This is a genomic window from Candidatus Eisenbacteria bacterium (assembly GCA_035577985.1).
GTDB lineage: Bacteria > Desulfobacterota > Binatia > DP-6 > DP-6 > DATJZY01.
In genome coordinates, this window is sequence record DATJZY010000042.1 from 1 (window position 1) to 15,843 (window position 15,843).

The 15,843-nt window shown below is 71.5% G+C and carries 18 protein-coding genes; 3 read left to right on the forward strand and 15 right to left on the reverse strand.

Translation table 11 applies throughout. The features are described 5' to 3' along the window. The 14 genes from VMS22_06125 to VMS22_06190 all read right to left on the reverse strand — a co-directional run. Positions 1-616, reverse strand: a 616-nt coding sequence (locus VMS22_06125; protein HXJ33603.1) for an LON peptidase substrate-binding domain-containing protein, incomplete at its 3' end; no start/stop codon positions are given. A 3-nt stretch (positions 617-619) separates the two neighbouring features. After that, complete coding sequence (locus tag VMS22_06130; protein HXJ33604.1) at positions 620-1,240, reverse strand: DUF3501 family protein; 621 nt, start codon at positions 1,238-1,240, stop codon at positions 620-622. A gap of 52 nt (positions 1,241-1,292) precedes the next feature. Continuing rightward, the gene (locus VMS22_06135; GenBank protein HXJ33605.1) at positions 1,293-1,718 is read right to left on the reverse strand and encodes a rubrerythrin family protein; all 426 of its coding nucleotides are present in this window, start codon (positions 1,716-1,718) and stop codon (positions 1,293-1,295) included. 99 nt (positions 1,719-1,817) lie between these two features. Next, positions 1,818-2,426, reverse strand: coding sequence for a glutathione S-transferase family protein (locus tag VMS22_06140; GenBank protein ID HXJ33606.1), 609 nt, complete (start codon positions 2,424-2,426; stop codon positions 1,818-1,820). A 94-nt stretch (positions 2,427-2,520) separates the two neighbouring features. Further along, positions 2,521-3,384, reverse strand: a complete 864-nt coding sequence (lipA, locus tag VMS22_06145; protein HXJ33607.1) for a lipoyl synthase — start codon at positions 3,382-3,384, stop codon at positions 2,521-2,523. Continuing rightward, positions 3,381-4,055 carry a lipoyl(octanoyl) transferase LipB gene (gene lipB / locus VMS22_06150; GenBank protein HXJ33608.1) on the reverse strand — a complete coding sequence of 225 codons (675 nt, stop codon included), beginning with the start codon at positions 4,053-4,055 and terminating at the stop codon, positions 3,381-3,383. The genes lipA and lipB overlap by 4 nt, the downstream gene beginning before the upstream one ends. A 2-nt stretch (positions 4,056-4,057) precedes the next feature. Continuing rightward, positions 4,058-5,446, reverse strand: a complete 1,389-nt coding sequence (lpdA, locus tag VMS22_06155) for a dihydrolipoyl dehydrogenase (GenBank protein HXJ33609.1) — start codon at positions 5,444-5,446, stop codon at positions 4,058-4,060. Between the two features lie 3 nt (positions 5,447-5,449). Then, positions 5,450-6,730: a dihydrolipoamide acetyltransferase family protein gene (locus VMS22_06160; GenBank protein HXJ33610.1), complete on the reverse strand. Its 1,281-nt coding sequence runs from the start codon at positions 6,728-6,730 to the stop codon at positions 5,450-5,452. Positions 6,731-6,739: 9 nt separating this feature from the next. Next, on the reverse strand, positions 6,740-7,759 hold the full coding sequence (locus tag VMS22_06165) for a pyruvate dehydrogenase complex E1 component subunit beta (protein HXJ33611.1): 1,020 nt from the start codon (positions 7,757-7,759) through the stop codon (positions 6,740-6,742). Further along, positions 7,746-8,699 carry a pyruvate dehydrogenase (acetyl-transferring) E1 component subunit alpha gene (gene pdhA / locus VMS22_06170; protein ID HXJ33612.1) on the reverse strand — a complete coding sequence of 318 codons (954 nt, stop codon included), beginning with the start codon at positions 8,697-8,699 and terminating at the stop codon, positions 7,746-7,748. Before pdhA ends, VMS22_06165 begins: the two co-directional genes overlap by 14 nt. A 15-nt stretch (positions 8,700-8,714) precedes the next feature. Further along, positions 8,715-9,386, reverse strand: a complete 672-nt coding sequence (locus VMS22_06175) for a ribonuclease HII (protein ID HXJ33613.1) — start codon at positions 9,384-9,386, stop codon at positions 8,715-8,717. Then, entirely contained in the window at positions 9,386-10,564 is a 1,179-nt protein-coding gene (locus tag VMS22_06180; protein ID HXJ33614.1) for an NAD(P)/FAD-dependent oxidoreductase, read from the reverse strand. The genes VMS22_06175 and VMS22_06180 overlap by 1 nt, the downstream gene beginning before the upstream one ends. Beyond that, positions 10,561-12,234 carry an OB-fold domain-containing protein gene (locus VMS22_06185; protein HXJ33615.1) on the reverse strand — a complete coding sequence of 558 codons (1,674 nt, stop codon included), beginning with the start codon at positions 12,232-12,234 and terminating at the stop codon, positions 10,561-10,563. Before VMS22_06185 ends, VMS22_06180 begins: the two co-directional genes overlap by 4 nt. 3 nt (positions 12,235-12,237) lie before the next feature. Continuing rightward, entirely contained in the window at positions 12,238-13,182 is a 945-nt protein-coding gene (locus VMS22_06190) for an SDR family oxidoreductase (protein HXJ33616.1), read from the reverse strand. An 80-nt stretch (positions 13,183-13,262) separates the two neighbouring features. Between VMS22_06190 and VMS22_06195 the strand changes: the two genes are divergently transcribed. Together VMS22_06195 and VMS22_06200 are read left to right on the forward strand one after the other, a co-directional pair. After that, positions 13,263-14,057, forward strand: a complete 795-nt coding sequence (locus VMS22_06195; protein HXJ33617.1) for a thioesterase family protein — start codon at positions 13,263-13,265, stop codon at positions 14,055-14,057. A gap of 48 nt (positions 14,058-14,105) precedes the next feature. Continuing rightward, the gene (locus VMS22_06200; GenBank protein HXJ33618.1) at positions 14,106-14,930 is read left to right on the forward strand and encodes a nucleotidyltransferase domain-containing protein; all 825 of its coding nucleotides are present in this window, start codon (positions 14,106-14,108) and stop codon (positions 14,928-14,930) included. On the opposite strand, the gene VMS22_06205 is transcribed toward VMS22_06200, so the two are convergent. Next, the gene (locus tag VMS22_06205) at positions 14,931-15,350 is read right to left on the reverse strand and encodes a VOC family protein (protein ID HXJ33619.1); all 420 of its coding nucleotides are present in this window, start codon (positions 15,348-15,350) and stop codon (positions 14,931-14,933) included. A 39-nt stretch (positions 15,351-15,389) separates the two neighbouring features. On the opposite strand from VMS22_06205, the gene VMS22_06210 reads away from it, so the two are divergent. Beyond that, complete coding sequence (locus VMS22_06210) at positions 15,390-15,758, forward strand: hypothetical protein (GenBank protein HXJ33620.1); 369 nt, start codon at positions 15,390-15,392, stop codon at positions 15,756-15,758. Positions 15,759-15,843 lie beyond the last annotated feature (85 nt).

The following is a 15,843-nucleotide window of genomic DNA, read 5'->3' on the forward strand; positions in this document are numbered from 1 at the left end:
CCGGGTGGCCGCGCAGCTCCTGGAGCCGGAAGTCCAGGATATCGCGCAGGCGTCGCGCCCGCTCGCCCAACGTCGGGGCCTCCAACATGGCCTGCTTCTCGAGAGCGGGGACGTCGAGGTGCTGTGCGAAGAAGTTGACGAAGGTCTCGTGGTCGACGGCGGGGTCCGGCACGGGCTCGGCGTCGCGGGTCTTGCCGAGCCGCTCGAGGTACCGCCCCACCAGCGTGACGATCTCCCCGCGCAGCCCTCCGGGCAGCTCCTCGGCGACGGGCTCGCGCCACCGCACCACCGCCTCGCGATACGACGCCCGGACCAGCTCGCGCTCGATCGCGTACTCGCGAACCCCCAGCAGCACGATGTTGAAGCGGCCGTCGGGCAGCTCCTCGCAGCGCACCATCTGGCCGACGGTGCCGGCCGCGAACACCGGCGGGCGCCCCTCGTAGTCGCGCTCCCAATCGCCGCGCAGCAGCGCCATGCCGATCAGCCGCGGGCCGCTCACGGCCGCCCGCACCATGTCGCGGTAGCGCGGCTCGAAGATGTGGAGCGGCAACGGCATGTACGGAAACAGGACGATGTTCGGGAGGGGAAAGAGCGGGATGACCTCCGCGAGCGCCACGGTTCAGCTCCCGTCGCGGACGCGCCGCAGCGCCGCATCGGCGAGCGCGGGATCGAAGAACGGCTCGACGATGCTCGCCCGCACCGGCTCGGGGAGCGCCGTGCGCGCGCGGTAGTTCGGGTGATCGACCACGATCGCGACCTCCGACCCCCGGCGCAGGGCCTCGCCCGCGGCCACGTCGAGCGGAAAGCGGACGTACTGGACGGCGGAGATCTTGTCGTCGGTCTGCCGCCCGCCCTCGAAGGAGCCGGTGATCCGCCGTCCCCCGACCTCGAGGTGCACGTGGCGATCGAGCCCGAGCAGGCGCTGGAACTGCTCGCGCATCCGCTCCTGGTCGGCGATCTCGATCAGCAGCGTCGCCGCCAGCTCGTCGCGACTCGGCAGCAGCTGGTTGTAGACCTGCAGCTCCTCGCGGATCGCGTCCAGGTCCGTGATGTGCTCGACCCAGAGCATCTCCTGCGTCTGGTACCATACCGTGGCGCGATCCTCGAAGACGAGGGTCACGTGGTCCCCGACGGCGACGCGCCGCGTCCGCTTGTGGTCGATCACTCGGCGGCGGACCGTGTCGCGTGTCTGCCCGTAACGCTCCCGCCCGAGAATGTCCTCGAGGCCGATGGCACGCATGACGAGGGGGCACGAGGGCGGGCGCCGGCCCGCCCTCGCCTCGATCGATTCCTCAGCTTCCGAGCGATTGCAGGCCCTTGGTGAACCGGCCCGCATGCGACTTCTCGGCCTTGGCAAGCGTCTCGAACCACTCGGCGATCTCTTCGAAGCCTTCCTCGCGCGCGGTCTTGGCGAACCCCGGATACATCTCGGTGAACTCGTAGGTCTCGCCGGCGATGGCGGCCTTGAGGTTCTTGTCCGTCCCGCCGATCGGCTCGCCGGTCGCCGGATCGCCGACCTCCTTCAGGAAGTCGAGATGCCCGAACGCGTGGCCGGTCTCGGCCTCCGACGTGTCGCGGAACAGCCCACCGACGTCCGGGTAGCCCTCGATGTCGGCGCGGCGTGCGAAATACAGATAGCGGCGGTTCGCCTGCGACTCGCCGGCGAACGCCTCCTTCAAGTTGTGGTGAGTCTTGGATCCCTTCAACGACTTGGCCATGGCTCCTCCTGCGCGAGCACACCCGTGCTGGCGCTCGATGGGGTGACTCCGAGTAGCGCTCCTGTCCGCGTCATGTCAACGCGGACTTCGCGGCGTCGATCAGAGACCGAGGCCGCGCACGCTCGGACGGGTCCGGATGCGATCGACCCACGCCTGCACGGGCGCCAGCGCAGGTTCGAACTCGAAGCCGAGGCGCCCCAATACGAGCATCCGGGGCGCCCACGCCGCGTCGGCCAGCGTGAACTCGTTGCCGATCAGGTACTCGTTCGAGTCCAGACGGTCGCGAAGCAGATAGAGGCCGCGACGCAGCCGCTCGCGGATCTGCTCGACCTGCTGTGCATCGCGCTCGGCCTCGGGCTTGCGGAGCTGGACGAGGAGCTGGGTCGTGTAGGGCACGAATTCGTTGTCGCAGTAGTCCTCGAGCCAGCGGGCCTGGGCGCGCGCCTGCGAGTCCTCGGGCATCATCCGCGGGAGCGGATACTCGTCCTCGAGGTACTCGTTGATGATGGTGGAGTCGCAGATGATCTCGTCGTCGTCGACGAGGACGGGCACCTTGCCGAGCGGGTTCAACCGGAGGAACTCGGGAGTGCGCTGCTCCTGCTTGCGCAGATCGACCAGCGCCGTCTCGTACTCGAGCTCTTTCTCCGCCAAGACGACCCGCACCTTTTGCGCGTACGGGCAGTCGGGATAGTCGTAAAGCTTAAGCATGGGTCATGCCTCCTCCAGCCGCTGGCACGGTATGTGAAAACAGGCGCCCATGCAATATTTTGAGCCCCGTAAACGCGCATTTTTTTGAAGTTTTTTACTCAGCGTGCGCCCATGCGTGGTAGGAGCTGCGCACGAGCGGGCCCGATTCCACATGCCGGAAGCCGATTTGACGTCCCTCGGCGCCGAGCTCGTCGAATTCAGCCGGCGTGAGATAGCGCTCGACCGGTAGCTGACCGGCCGAAGGCCGCAGGTACTGACCAAGGGTCAGGATGTCGCAGCCGACCCTCCAGAGATCGGCGAGGACTTCCAGGATCTCCTGGCGGGTCTCGCCCAGCCCGAGCATGAGGCCGGCCTTGGTCCGCCGCGCTCCGGTGGGATCGTGGGCGGCCCCCAGCACCGCCAGCGATCGTTCGTAGCGGGCCCCGGGTCGGACCCGCTTGTAGAGGCGCGGGACGGTCTCGACGTTGTGGTTGAAGATCGAGACCGGCGAGGCCACCACGGCGGCCACGGATTCGAGCCTCCCCTGGAAATCTGGAACCAGGACCTCGATCCGGCATTCCGGGGCGGCCCGCCGGATGGCCCACGCCGTCGCCGCGAAGTGGGCAGCTCCACCATCGGCGAGATCGTCGCGATCGACCGACGTCACGACCACGTGCCGGAGACCGAGGCGTGCCACCGCCTCGCCGACGCGCTCCGGCTCGTGAGGGTCGACCGTCACGGGCTTCCCGTGGGACACCGCGCAGAAGCTGCAGTTCCGCGTGCACGTGTCGCCGAGGAGCATGAAGGTCGCCGTCTTGTGGCCCCAGCACTCGCCGATGTTCGGGCAGCGGGCCTCCTCGCAGACGGTGTGGAGCCCGAGGTCCTTGACGATCCCCTTCGTCAGCGTGAACTCGGGGCCACCCGGAGCGCGGACCTTCAGCCACGGCGGATGGCGGCGCACGACGTTCGTTCCGGTCATGCCGACGCCTCCGCGGGCGCGACGTCTTCGCCGAGCGGATGGGTGCGCCCATAGCCGAACCGCCGGACGAACGCCGCCAGGACGACCTCTCTGGTCGTCGCGATGTCGGCGCTCCCGCCCTCGCGCGCGACCGACGTCATCTCGACGCCGTCGATCCCGCACGGCGTGATCGCCAGGAACGCTCCCAGATCGCCGCAGACGTTGAGGGCGAACCCGTGCCAGGTGACCCAGCGCCGGATGCCGACGCCGATCGACGCGATCTTCCGCCGCCCCTCGACCCACACGCCCGTCAGCCGGTCGACCCGACCGGCGGCGATGCCGATCTCGGCGAGCGCGTCGATCAGGACCTGCTCGAGCTCGCGCACGTACCAGTGGACATCCTGGCGATGGCCGCGGAGGTCGAGGATCGGATAGCCCACGAGCTGGCCGGGCCCGTGATACGTAACCTGGCCACCGCGTGCGGCGCGAACGACCGGGATCGGTCCGGTCGCCGCGAGGCCGAGAAAGCGGGGATCCCCGCCGCGCCCCAGGGTGTAGACCGGCGGATGCTCGAGCAGGAGCAGCGCATCGCCGCCGCCCGCGAGCCGGCGCTCGACCAGCGCGTTCTGCCAGGCGGTCGCGCGCTCGTACTCGACCACGCCGGCGCGCGCGACCCCGAGCCTCCGCTCCATGCTCATATGTTGACCGCGCGCCCGACCGCCGCAAGCGTCGCCTCGCGCAGCGCCTCCGAGAGCGTCGGATGGGCGTGCGAGGTCGCGATGACGTCGTCCGCGGTCGCTTCGAGCGTCCGTGCAAGACCGGCGGCGGCAATGAGCTCGGTTACGCCGTGCCCGATCATGTGCACGCCGAGGACCGCCTCGTACCGAGCGTCGAGCACCACCTTCACGAAGCCCTCGAGGTGCCCCACGGCCATGGCCTTGCCGAGCGCACGGAACGGGAACGTCCCGATCTTGACCTCGAGGCCGCGCCGCTTGGCCTCGGCCTCGCTGAGCCCCACCGCCGCGACCTCGGGCTCGCAGTACACGCACATCGGAACGCCGTCGGGATCGAACGGGCGCGGATGGGCGCCGGCGATGGCCTCGGCGGCGATCACGCCCTGCTCGGATGCGGCGTGCGCGAGCAGCAGGGGCCCGACGAGATCACCGATGGCGTAGACGCCGGGGGCCGAGGTCCGCATGGTGCCGTCGACCTCGACGCGCCCGCGCACGCTCCGTATGCCGGCCGCGTCCAGCCCGAGGCCGCTCGGGTCGGCCCCGCGACCCACCGCGACGAGAACCATGTGCGCCTCGAGCGTCCGTCCGGCGTCGCCGCCGCGCACGGTCACCTGGGCGCCGTCGCCTGAACGCACGACGCTCTCGACCCGATGCCCGACCAGGACCTCGATGCCCTGCCGTCCGAACTGGCGCGCCAGCTCCTTGCCGAGATCGGCGTCCATGCCGGGGAGGATCTGCTCGGCCATCTCGACCACGGTCACTGCCGCGCCGAAGCTCCGGTAGGCGTACGCGAACTCCACTCCGACCGCGCCGCCGCCGATCACGACGACCGACGCCGGCAGCGTCCGGCGCTCGAGCGCTTCGCGGCTCGTGCAGATGACGTCGCCGTCGATCGTGAGCCCGGGCAAGACGCGCTCCGCGCTCCCGGTCGCGAGGATGACGTTGCGCGCCTCCAGGCGCTCCTCGCCGCCCGCGGCCTTCGCCACCATGACCCCGTGCGGGACCAGGCGCCCACGACCGTGGTGGAAGTCGATCTTGTTCTTCTTGAAGAGCGCCTCGACGCCCTTGGCCTGGCGATCGGCGACTCCGCGCGAGCGATCGATCACCCGTCCGAAATCGACGGCCGGCGCCTCCGCGATGAGCTGCTGCTTCGCCGCCGCACGCAGGTCGGCCGCCAGGGCCGCGTCGTGGAGAATGGCCTTCGACGGAATGCACCCCCAGTTGCCGCACACGCCGCCCGCGCGATCGGCTTCCACCACCGCCGTGTGCAGGCCGAGCTGCGCGACGCGGATGGCGGCGACGTAGCCGCCCGGCCCCGCGCCGATCACCACCACGTCGTACGACGCCATGGCTCAGACGACGAGAGCCAGCGGCTGCTCGAGAAGCGCCTTCAGCTCGCGCAGGAAACGCCCGGCGAGCGCGCCGTCCACGACCCGGTGGTCGCACGAGAGCGTCACCGTCATGAGACGCCCCGGCACGACCGCGCCCGCTCGCACGACCGGCACCTCGCGGATCGTCCCGACCGCGAGGATCGCGGCCTGCGGCGGGTTGATCACCGCAGCGAAGTGCGAAACCGGGAACATGCCGAGGTTCGACACCGTGAACGTGGCCCCGGAGAGATCCTCGCCCGCGGGCTTCCCGGCGCGCGCCCGCTCGACCACGGCGCGTGCTTCCTGGGCCACGGCGGCGAGCGGCGCGGCGTCGCACCCGTGGACGACGGGGACCAGGAGTCCCTCGTCGGTCGCCGTTGCGATGCCGACGTTCGCCTGCGCGTGGCGGACGACGCCGTCGCCGTCGAGGCTCGCGTTCATCTCCGGCACGCGGGCGAGCGCGACGCCGCACGCCTTCACCAGGATGTGCGTCACGGTGAGGCCCTCGAACTCCGCGCCGAGCGCGACGAGCCCCTCGCGCAGGCGGACGGCCTCGTCCATGTCGATGTCCGCCGACGCGTAGAAGTGTGGCACGTCCCGCTTCGACTCGGCCATGCGCTTCGCCGTCGTCTTGCGGGTGCGCGACAGCTCGACGCGTGTGCCCGCCTGCGCCGCCGTTGCGGGGCGCGCGGTCGGCGCCGCCGCGGCGGGCGCCGCCGCCGTCTGACCGCCGCCGGCCGCCTCGATGTCCTCGCGAAGGATGCGACCGCCCGGCCCGCTTCCGGCGACCCGCGCGAGATCGACGCCGCGTTCGGCGGCCACCTTCTTCGCGAGCGGCGAGGCCTTCACGCGATCCGCCACGGCCGCGGGTCGCGTCGCGGCGGCCTTCGGCGGCGCCGGGGCCGGCGTGGGGGCCGGCTTCGACGGAGCCGGCGCCGCCTTCGGCGCAGCGGCCACCGGTCTCGGAGCCGACGGTGCAACTCGCGCGACTTCGAGCTTCGGGGCCTGCGGCTTCGCCGCCTCGCCCGCGGCTCCCAGCACGGCGATCACCGCGCCCACGGGGGCACTCTCCCCTTCGCCCACGCGCAGCTCGGCCACCACGCCCTCGTCGAAGGACTCGATGTCCATGTTCGCCTTGTCGGTTTCGACCTCGGCGAGGATGTCACCCTGCTTCACGACGTCGCCGGGATGCTTGTGCCACTTGAGGATCTTGCCCTCTTCCATCGTGTCCGAGAGCTTCGGCATGAGGACGTCGGTCGCCATGCGCGCTCCTCAGCCGGCCTTGGCCGCGGGTGGCGCCACGAGACCCAGCATCGTGCGCACCGCGGCGACGACGCGCTCGGCCGACGGCACGACGAGGTGCTCCAGGTTCGTGGCGTACGGCATCGGCACGTCGAGGTTCGTCACGCGCACGGGCGGCGCGTCGAGCTCGTCGAACGCCTCCGCGGTCACGACGGCGATCACCTCGGCGGCCACCCCGGCGAAGGGCCAGCCCTCCTGGACGATCAGGAGGCGGTGCGTGCGGCGCACGGAAGCGAGGATCGCGTCGGTGTCGAGCGGTCGGATCGTGCGGAGGTCGAGCACCTCGACCTCGACGCCGTCTCCGGCGAGCGTTCCGGCCGCGGTGAGCGAGGCGTGGACCATCTTCCCCCAGGTGACGAGCGTGGCGTCGCGCCCGGCGCGCTTCACGTCGGCCACGCCGAGCGGGATCACGTGCTCGCCGTCGGGCACCTCGCCCTTCAAGGCATACATCGTCTCGCTCTCCATGAAGCACACCGGGTTGTCGTCGCGGATCGCCGACTTGAGGAGCCCCTTGCCGTCGGCCGGAGTGGACGGCACGACGACCTTCAAGCCGGGGACGTGCGCGTAGAGCGACTCGACCGCCTGCGAATGCTGGGCGCCGAGGGCGTGGGCGCTGCCGCCGGGCCCGCGAAAGACGATGGGCAGCTTGAACTGTCCGTTCGTCATGTAGCGCAGCTTCGCCGCGTTGTTCACGAGCTGGTCGTAGGCGACCAGCGAGAAATTCCAGGTCATGAACTCGACGATCGGACGGAGCCCGACCATGGCCGCGCCGATCCCGACGCCCGCGAATCCCGCCTCGGCGATCGGTGTGTCGAGCACGCGCGTCTCGCCGAAGCGGGCGAGCATGCCCTCGGACACCTTGTAGGCGCCGTTGTACTCGCCCACCTCCTCGCCCATGAGGACGATCGACGGGTCGCGCTCCATCTCCTCGCCCATCGCCTCGCGGAGCGCCTCGCGAAACGTGAGGACGCGCGACTCAGGCTTCGACATGGTCCAGCACCGTTTCGGGAGCGGGCACGGGCGAGCTCTCCGCGAATTCGACCGCGTCCTGCACGACCGCCTTCATGTCGGTGTCGATCTGCGCGAGCTGCTCGGGGGTCGCGATGCCGAGGGTCTCGATCCGGTGCGCCAGGATCGAGAGCGGATCGCGCTGCATCCACTCCTCGACCTCCTCGCGCGTGCGGTACTTCGCCGGATCGGACATCGAGTGGCCGCGGAAGCGGTAGGTCTTGGCCTCGAGGAAGAACGGCTCGTGCGTCTTGCGCACGCGGTCGAGCGCGTGGCGGACCGCTTCGCGCATCTCGAGCACGTCGTCGCCGTTCACAATCTCGGCCTCCATGGGATAGCCCTTGGCGCGCACCGAGACGTCCTGCACCGAGAGCGTGCGGTAGAGCGGCGTGCCCATCGCGTACATGTTGTTCTCGCAGATGAAGACCACGGGAAGGCGCCACAGGCTCGCCAGCGCGAGCCCCTCGTGGAACGCGCCCTGGTTCGCGGTGCCGTCGCCGAAGAAGCACAGCGTGACGTCGGGCTCGCCGCGATACTTGGACGCGAAGGCGACCCCGGCTGCGATGGGCACGTGGCCGCCGACGATCGCCCACCCCCCGAGGAAGCGCTGCGAAGCGTCGAAGAGGTGCATCGAGCCACCCCGCCCGCCGACGCACCCGGCGGCCTTGCCGAAGAGCTCGGCCATGGCGGCCCGGGCGTCGCCCGTCCGCGCCAGGTAGTGGGCGTGCTCGCGATAGGTCGAGACGATGTAGTCGGTCGGCGCCGCGGCCGAGATGGCGCCCACCGCGACCGCCTCCTGCCCGATGTAGAGGTGCAGGAAGCCCCGGATCTTGCCCTGCTGGTAGGCGCGCGCGGCGGCCTCTTCGAAGCGCCGGCACAGAGCCATCTGCCGGTAGAGATCGAGTACGAGTGCAGCGTCCATGCCCGCACGGCCAGGCTAACGGGAAAGCACCCCCAACGAAAGCTGGGCCTCGTTCGCGAGCGGTGCGAACGAGCGGCGATGGATCGGTGACGGCCCGAGCTCGCGCAGCGCCCGCAGGTGTGCCGCCGTCGCGTAACCCATGTGGCGCCCGAAGCCGTAGCCCGGATGCGCCTCGTCGAGGTCGCGCATGAGGGCGTCCCGATGCACCTTGGCGACGATCGAGGCGGCGGCGATCGAGAGGACGAAGCCGTCACCCTTGGGATACGCGCTCTGGGGGAAGGCGAGGCCGGGGATCTCGCGGCCGTCGACGAGCACGAACCCCGGGCGCAGGCCGAGCGCCGCGAGGGCGTCGCGCTTCGCCTGCATGGCGGCCTGGTAGATGTTCACGCGATCGATTTCCGAGGACTCCACCACGCCGATGCCGATCGCGATCGCCTGGACGCGGATCTCGCCGTCGAGGCGCTCCCGCTCGGCGGCCCGCAGGAGCTTCGAGTCCGCGACCCCGTCGAGGACGGCCTCGCGCGGCAACACGACGGCGGCGGCGACGACCGGTCCGGCGAGCGGGCCCATGCCCACCTCGTCGACGCCGGCCACGTGCTCGATGCCCACCCGCCAGAGCAGGCGCTCCAGGTGCGGCCCCGCGCTCGGCGCCCCGGGCCGCTTCCGTGCGTCCCGTCGCTCGCCCACTAGGCGACTCCCACCGGCTGCCGCGTGACCAGCGTCCACAGCGCCCGCCACGCGCTCCGCTCGTCCCACCCGTCGACGCCGTTGTACCAGCGCACGCCGATCGCCTGCGCCCGCGCGCTCGCCGCCGCCAGCCGGAACACCGCGTTCGACGCCCGCCCGTAGAAGAGGCGCGCGCCGAGCCCGAGCCGGTGAAGCTTCTTCCCGATCGGGCCGGCGTGCACGGCGCGCGCGTAGCCGCCGAACGACCAGTCGCCCGTCGCATGCGCCCGCACGAGCGCCTCCGCGGCCAGCTCGCCGTACTCGAGCGCGAACGAGATCCCCTCGCCCATGAGCGGGTCGACGCCTGCAGCGTCGCCGACGAGGAGCGCGCGCGGCGCCGCCACCACCGACCGCGGCGTGAGCGCCCGGATGGGAAAGGCCTTCCACCCTCTCGCCTGGCTGCCGATCTCCACGACGATTTCGCGCAGCTCTCGCTGCATTCGCTCGCCGTCCACCGGGGGCAACGCATAAACGCCCACGTTCGCGTGCGGGACGCCGTCGATGACGCAGGGAAACACCCACCGATAGCCGCGCAGGCCCGTGCGGCAGGATCGAAAGTCGAAGTCGTAGCGGCGGCGCTCGTAGCCGTCCCACCCGGTGCTGCGCACGGGGACGTCGGTCATGATCGCGCGGGCGACGAGGCCACCGTCGCCGGGAACGAGCGCGCGGCGGACGTGGCTTCCGCCGCCGTCGGCGCCCACGACCGCACGCGCCCAGTAGGTCTCGCCGTCGGTCGTGACGCGCACGCCGTCGCCGTCGCGCCTGAGGCCGAGCACCCGCTCGCCCTCGCGCAGCTCGACGCCGCGATCGCGCGCCGCCCAGGCGAGCATGGCGTCGAGCTCGCGACGCCGCACGACCCGGCAGAGGTCGTGCTCGTCGACCTCGACGTGCGAGCGCGGCGTCTCGACGCCGGCGCGATCGACGCGCGCCTGCGGGACGTCGAGTCCCACGCCCAGACGCTCGAGGATCGTGATCGCCTTCGGGATGACGCCGCCCGCACACGTCTTGTCGCGCGGATGCGTCGCCTTCTCGAGGATCGTCGTGGAGGTGGCGAGCTTCGGATCGCGCGCGGCGATGCCGAGCGCCGTCGCCGCCCCGGCCGGCCCCGATCCCACGATGATGACCTCGCGCCGAATCATCGCGTGAGCAGCATACAACCCGCGACCGGTCCTCCGCCATTCGCGACCACGGCCACCTCGCAGTCCCGCACCTGTCGCTCGCCGCACTCGCCGCGGAGCTGGCGGATGGCCTCGGCGAGGAAGCCGAAGCCGTGCAGGCGCCCGCCCGAGAGCTGCCCGCCCCAGGTGTTGAGGGGCAGTGCCCCACCGAGCTCCAGGCGGCCGTCCGAAACGAACGGACCGCCCTCGCCGTGCTTGCAGAACCCGAGCGCCTCGATCCAGGCCAGCGTGAGGAAGCTGAAGCCGTCATAGATCTGCGCTACGTCGACGTCCCTCGGCGTGAGATCGGTGCGCGACCAGAGCTGGCGGGCGGCGTCGCGCGACGCCATGGTGGTGAGATCCTCCCACTGATCCCAGCTCGGGCGTGACCGCATCGCGGTGCCGACCGCATTGATGCGCACGGCCGGACGCGGCAGGTCGCGCGCCACGTCGGCGGTCGAGACGATCACCGCCGTCGACCCGTCGCAGGGCGCGTCGCAGTCGAACAGGCCGAAGGGCCACGTCACCATGCGCGCCGCGAGGTAGTCGTCCATGGTCATCGGGTCGCGATAGATGGCGGCGGGATTGAGAGCGGCGTGCTTGCGGGCGGCGAGCGCGATCGCGCCCAGGTGCTCGCGCCGGGTCCCGAACTCGTGCATGTGCCGCACCGCCATGCAGGCGATCCAGTTCGCCGCCGACATGGCGCCGTACGGGATGAGGAAGGCCCCGAACCCGGTCATGTGGCGCGAGCCCGCGCCGATCCCGAGGCGCCCGGTGTCCGCCGCCGCCGTCGCTTCGCTCACGGTACGGTACACGAGGACATGGCGCGCGAGCCCCGCCGCGACGGCCAGCGAGGCGTGGATCACGGGCGAGATCTGCGCCGGTCCCTCCACCCCCGCGAGGTGCCAGTTGACCGAGAGGCCGAGGGCATCCTGCACCTCGACGATGCCAGGGCCAGCGAAGCCCGCCGGGGCACCACCCATCGCGCCGGGATACGCGGCGATGCCGTCGATGTCGTCCGGAGCGAGCCCCGCATCGGCGATCGCCTTCAACGCCGCCTCGGCGGTGAGGTCCATGTCGGTGCGGAAGAGCCGCCGGCCGATCTGCGACTGGCCCACGCCCGAGAGGATCGCCCGGCGTTCCAGCCACTCGGTCGCGTCGACCCGCCGCGGCGGATGCGCCAGCACCACGTCGGTGTCGGTCACGCGCGGGCGCTCCGGCGTCCGCTCGACGGCCGGCGGCGGCGACGCGTCGGGCGCGAAGACCGGGAGCGCGATCTCGTCGCTCATCTCCCGGAACCGCACGCGCACGGGCATGCCGATCTTGACGTCCTCGGGCGCGACCTCGACGAGGTTCGTGGTGAGCCGCAGGCCGCGCTGCTCGGCGAGCCCGACGACGCCGATCACGTACGGGACCTCGAGGCCGGGCATCCACCGCTGGTGGTTCACCGTGTAGGTCACGACCGTGGCGCGACCCGAGAGGTCCTCGAGCTTCACGTCGCGGCTCCGGCACCGCGAGCACACCGGCCGCGGGGGATGGATGATCCAGCGACACGCCTGGCAACGCATCATCGCCAGGCGCCCCGCGCGGCACGCCTCCCAGTAGGCCTTGGTGTCCGGCTCGAGCGCCGGCAGCGGCATGAACGGGTGCACGGCTCAGCTCTGCCCCGCCGCCATCTCCTTCATGAGGTCTTCCATCGTCTGCTTGGGCGGCGGGTTCTTGAAGAAGGTCGCGTCCATCGCGGCGCCGAGCTCGGCGGGATCCCACACCGCGTGCTTGCGATCGCCGACCTTCGCGACGGTGTGCCAGCCGCGGAAGAGGTGCACCTGGCCGTTGCCGGCACGGAAGACCTCGCCGTTCACGTTGCCGGCCTTCTCGCTCGCGAGCCAGGCGACGAGCGGCGCAACGTGCGCGGGTCCCGAGGCATCGATCACCTTCTGCGGCACGTCCTCGACATGCCCGCGACCGAGCGCGTCGACGGTCATGCGCGTGACGGCGCTGGGGGCGACGGCGTTCACCGTGACGCCGTACTTCGCCATCTCCTTGGCCGCGATGACGGTGAGCGCCGCGATCCCGGCCTTGGCGGCGCCGTAGTTCGTCTGCCCCGCGTTGCCGAGCAGGCCCGAATCGGACGAGGTGTTGACGACGCGGCCGTGCAGGTTCTTGCCGCCCTTGTGCTGCTCGCGCCAGTACACGCAGGCGTGGCGCGTCAGCGCGAAGGTGCCCTTCAGATGGACGCCCAGCACCGAGTCGACGTCGCTCTCGTCCATGTTGAAGATCATCCGATCGCGCAGGATACCGGCGTTGTTGACGACGACGTGCAGCGCGCCGAAGGTGTCGATCGCCTGCTTCACCATGCGGGCGGCGGCCTTCCAGTCCGAGACGCTCTCCGTGTTCGCGACCGCCTGCCCGCCCGCGGCCTTGATCTCGGCGACGACCTGCGCGGCCGGTCCCGCATCCGCGCCGGCGCCGTCGTGGCCGCCGCCGAGGTCGTTCACGACGACCTTTGCACCATGTCGGGCGAGCAGGAGCGCTTCCTCCCGCCCGATGCCCCGGCCGGCTCCGGTCACGATCGCCACGCGTCCATCGAGAAGTGCCATCGTCGTTTCCTCCGAGCGGGCGTTATCCCGCGACGGACGCGTGCCTGGCAACAGGACTCGGAGATCGGCATACGACGGCGATGCCCGACGCCCTCTTCCACCCCGACGGCGATCGCTTCGTTCCGCACGAGCTCGCGCGCGGCCCCTGGTCGCCGAACGCGCTCCACGGCGGGCCGGTCGCCGCGCTCCTCGCGCGAACGGCCGAGCGCATGCCGGCGCCGGGCCCGATGCACCCGGCGCGCCTCAACGTCGAGCTGATGCGCCCCGTGCCGCTCTCGCCGCTCACGGCGACGGCCCGGGTGATCCGTCCCGGGAAGAAGGTGCAATGGGTCGAGGCGTCGCTGCTCGCCGACGGCAACGAGGTGGCGCGCGCCACCCTGCTCCGCATCCGGACGGCCGAAGTGCCGTGGCCCGACGAGGTTGCGGGCGGCGACGTGACGTTGCCCATGCGCGGGCCCGACGCGGCCGAGCCGATCAAGCCCGCCGTCGAGACGGGCGAGCTGCCCGGGTACCACAACACGGCAACCGAGCATCGCTTCGTGCGGGGCAAGTGGGACGTGCTGGGGCCGGTGAGCGACTGGATCCGCCTCCGTCATCCGGTCGTCCCCGACGAGGCGCCGTCCCCCCTGCAGCGGGTCGCCGCCGTCGCCGACTTCGGCAACGGCGTCAGCTCCGCCCTCCCGTACGCGCGTTACCGCTTCATCAACCCGGACCTCACGATCACGCTCCATCGCCTGCCCGCGGGCGAGTGGGTCTGCCTCGACGCCGTGACCTTCCCCGAGCCGCATGGCGTCGGCATCGCGGAGAGCGTCCTCTACGACGAGCGCGGACGCATCGGTCACGCCGCCCAGACGCTGCTGATCGAGACCTGGTAGCCGCCCGCGGCCGTTGTGGGGCCGGGCCCTCGTGTGCGAAGGACGCGCATGGCGCTCGACGTGGCACCGATCGCCGCGCGGCTCGCCGCCGTCGACGGCGTCGTCGCCGTCGCGCTCGGCGGCTCGCGGGCGCGAGGCGCCGCAGGGCCCGAGTCGGATCACGACCTCGGACTCTACTACGATCCCGCGCGACCGCCGTCGCGCGACGCGCTGAATGCCCTGGCGCGCGAGCTCGACGATCGGCACCCGACCGACGCCGTGACGCGCTTCGGCGAATGGGGCCCGTGGATCAACGGCGGCGCCTGGCTCACGATCGGCGGTGCGCGCGTCGATTGGCTCTTCAAAGACCTCGCGCGCATCGGGCGCGTCGTCGCCGAATGCCGCGCCGGCCGTCCGGAGATCGCCTATCAGCTCGGCCATCCGCACGCCTTCGTCTCGGCGATCTACCTCGCCGAGATCGACTGCTGCGTCGCCCTCGAAGATCCGAGCGGCGTCCTCGGCGAGCTGAAGCGTCTGGTCCGCCCCTATCCGCGGCTGCTGAAGGAAGCGCTCGTGCAGAAGTTTCTCTTCGAGGCCGACTTCTCGTTGCGCGGCGCCGAGAAGGCCGCCGGGCGCGGCGACGTCGTCTACGTCGCCGGCTGCCTCTATCGCGCCGTCGCGTGCCTCGTACAGGTGCTCTTCGCCGTGAACGAGCGCTACTGCACGAACGAGAAGGGCGCGCTGCGCGACGTCGAGGCGTTCGCGCGCAAGCCCGACGACTTCGTGCGGGAGGCGACCCGCGTGCTCGGGGCGCCGGGCGCGACGGCCGCCGCGCTCGCGGGCTGCATCGCGACCGGCGATCGCCTCGTCGCCGCCGTGCGCGCGCTCGCCTGATCAGGGCTGGGCGAGGAGCCCCTTCCCCGGCACGTGGTTCGCTTCGAGGCGGATGCCGTCCGGGTCCTCGAACAGCACCGAGTAGTAACCGGGCGCCCACTGGCCCTCCTCGGGCGGGTGCACGATCTTGGCGCCCAGCTCGACCAGCTTCGCGTGCAGCGCGTCCACGTCGGACCGCTCGCGCACGCGGAAGCAGACGTGGTGCAGGCCGACGCGGCTCTGGACGAAGCGCTCCTTCCTGTACTTCTCGTCGGCCGGCTGGATGCCGAACGCGGTGCGCCCGCCGACGCAGTAGAGGAAGCCGTCGGCGTCGAACACCGGCCGGAGGCCGAGGTACGGCAAGAGCTCGATGTAGAAGGTCTTCGAGACCGCGAAGTCGCTGACGGTCAGCATGACGTGTGCGATGCCGTTGATCTCCATGGTTGCCTCCTCGCAGGGTCGGACATACAGTGGCAGTCGGTGTCACGGAAACGGCTCACGGCGTGGGTTCTGGCGCTGGTCCTCGGAGTGACCGCCCGCACGACGGTCGCGGCGCCCCAGACCCTGGTGACCCAGCTCCGCGCCGTCACCTGCTGCGCCGACCACTGTCCGAAGAAGCCGGCGCGCCCCCTGACCCCGAACCGCTGCTGCTTCGTGGGATCGCCCGCGGCAGACCCCGCGTCGAGCGGCGGCACGACCATGCTCGAGCGACCGGCCAGCGCGCCGATCGCGACCGTGTCGCCGTCGCTGCCCGCCGTCGCGGGCGCCGTCACGGACTTCCGAGGCGAGCTGGCCGCCGTACGCGCGGGCCCACCGCCCTACCTGCGCACCCACTCGCTCCGACTCTGATCCGCGTCTCCTCGTAGCGACCGCACGCGTCCTCATTCGGACGCGTGCCCAGCCCCCGCTCCGGCGGGGCCACGAAGGAGACGAC

Excerpts from the sequence above, each read along its gene's own strand:
- VMS22_06130 (HXJ33604.1), bottom strand. The coding sequence starts at position 1,240 with ATGCGTGCCATCGGCCTCGAGGACATTCTCGGGCGGGAGCGTTACGGG.
- VMS22_06135 (HXJ33605.1), bottom strand. The coding sequence starts at position 1,718 with ATGGCCAAGTCGTTGAAGGGATCCAAGACTCACCACAACTTGAAGGAG.
- VMS22_06140 (HXJ33606.1), bottom strand. The coding sequence starts at position 2,426 with ATGCTTAAGCTTTACGACTATCCCGACTGCCCGTACGCGCAAAAGGTG.
- lipA (HXJ33607.1), bottom strand. The coding sequence starts at position 3,384 with ATGACCGGAACGAACGTCGTGCGCCGCCATCCGCCGTGGCTGAAGGTC.
- lipB (HXJ33608.1), bottom strand. The coding sequence starts at position 4,055 with ATGGAGCGGAGGCTCGGGGTCGCGCGCGCCGGCGTGGTCGAGTACGAG.
- lpdA (HXJ33609.1), bottom strand. The coding sequence starts at position 5,446 with ATGGCGTCGTACGACGTGGTGGTGATCGGCGCGGGGCCGGGCGGCTAC.
- VMS22_06160 (HXJ33610.1), bottom strand. The coding sequence starts at position 6,730 with ATGGCGACCGACGTCCTCATGCCGAAGCTCTCGGACACGATGGAAGAG.
- VMS22_06165 (HXJ33611.1), bottom strand. The coding sequence starts at position 7,759 with ATGTCGAAGCCTGAGTCGCGCGTCCTCACGTTTCGCGAGGCGCTCCGC.
- pdhA (HXJ33612.1), bottom strand. The coding sequence starts at position 8,699 with ATGGACGCTGCACTCGTACTCGATCTCTACCGGCAGATGGCTCTGTGC.
- VMS22_06180 (HXJ33614.1), bottom strand. The coding sequence starts at position 10,564 with ATGATTCGGCGCGAGGTCATCATCGTGGGATCGGGGCCGGCCGGGGCG.
- VMS22_06190 (HXJ33616.1), bottom strand. The coding sequence starts at position 13,182 with ATGGCACTTCTCGATGGACGCGTGGCGATCGTGACCGGAGCCGGCCGG.
- VMS22_06195 (HXJ33617.1), top strand. The coding sequence starts at position 13,263 with ATGCCCGACGCCCTCTTCCACCCCGACGGCGATCGCTTCGTTCCGCAC.
- VMS22_06200 (HXJ33618.1), top strand. The coding sequence starts at position 14,106 with ATGGCGCTCGACGTGGCACCGATCGCCGCGCGGCTCGCCGCCGTCGAC.
- VMS22_06205 (HXJ33619.1), bottom strand. The coding sequence starts at position 15,350 with ATGGAGATCAACGGCATCGCACACGTCATGCTGACCGTCAGCGACTTC.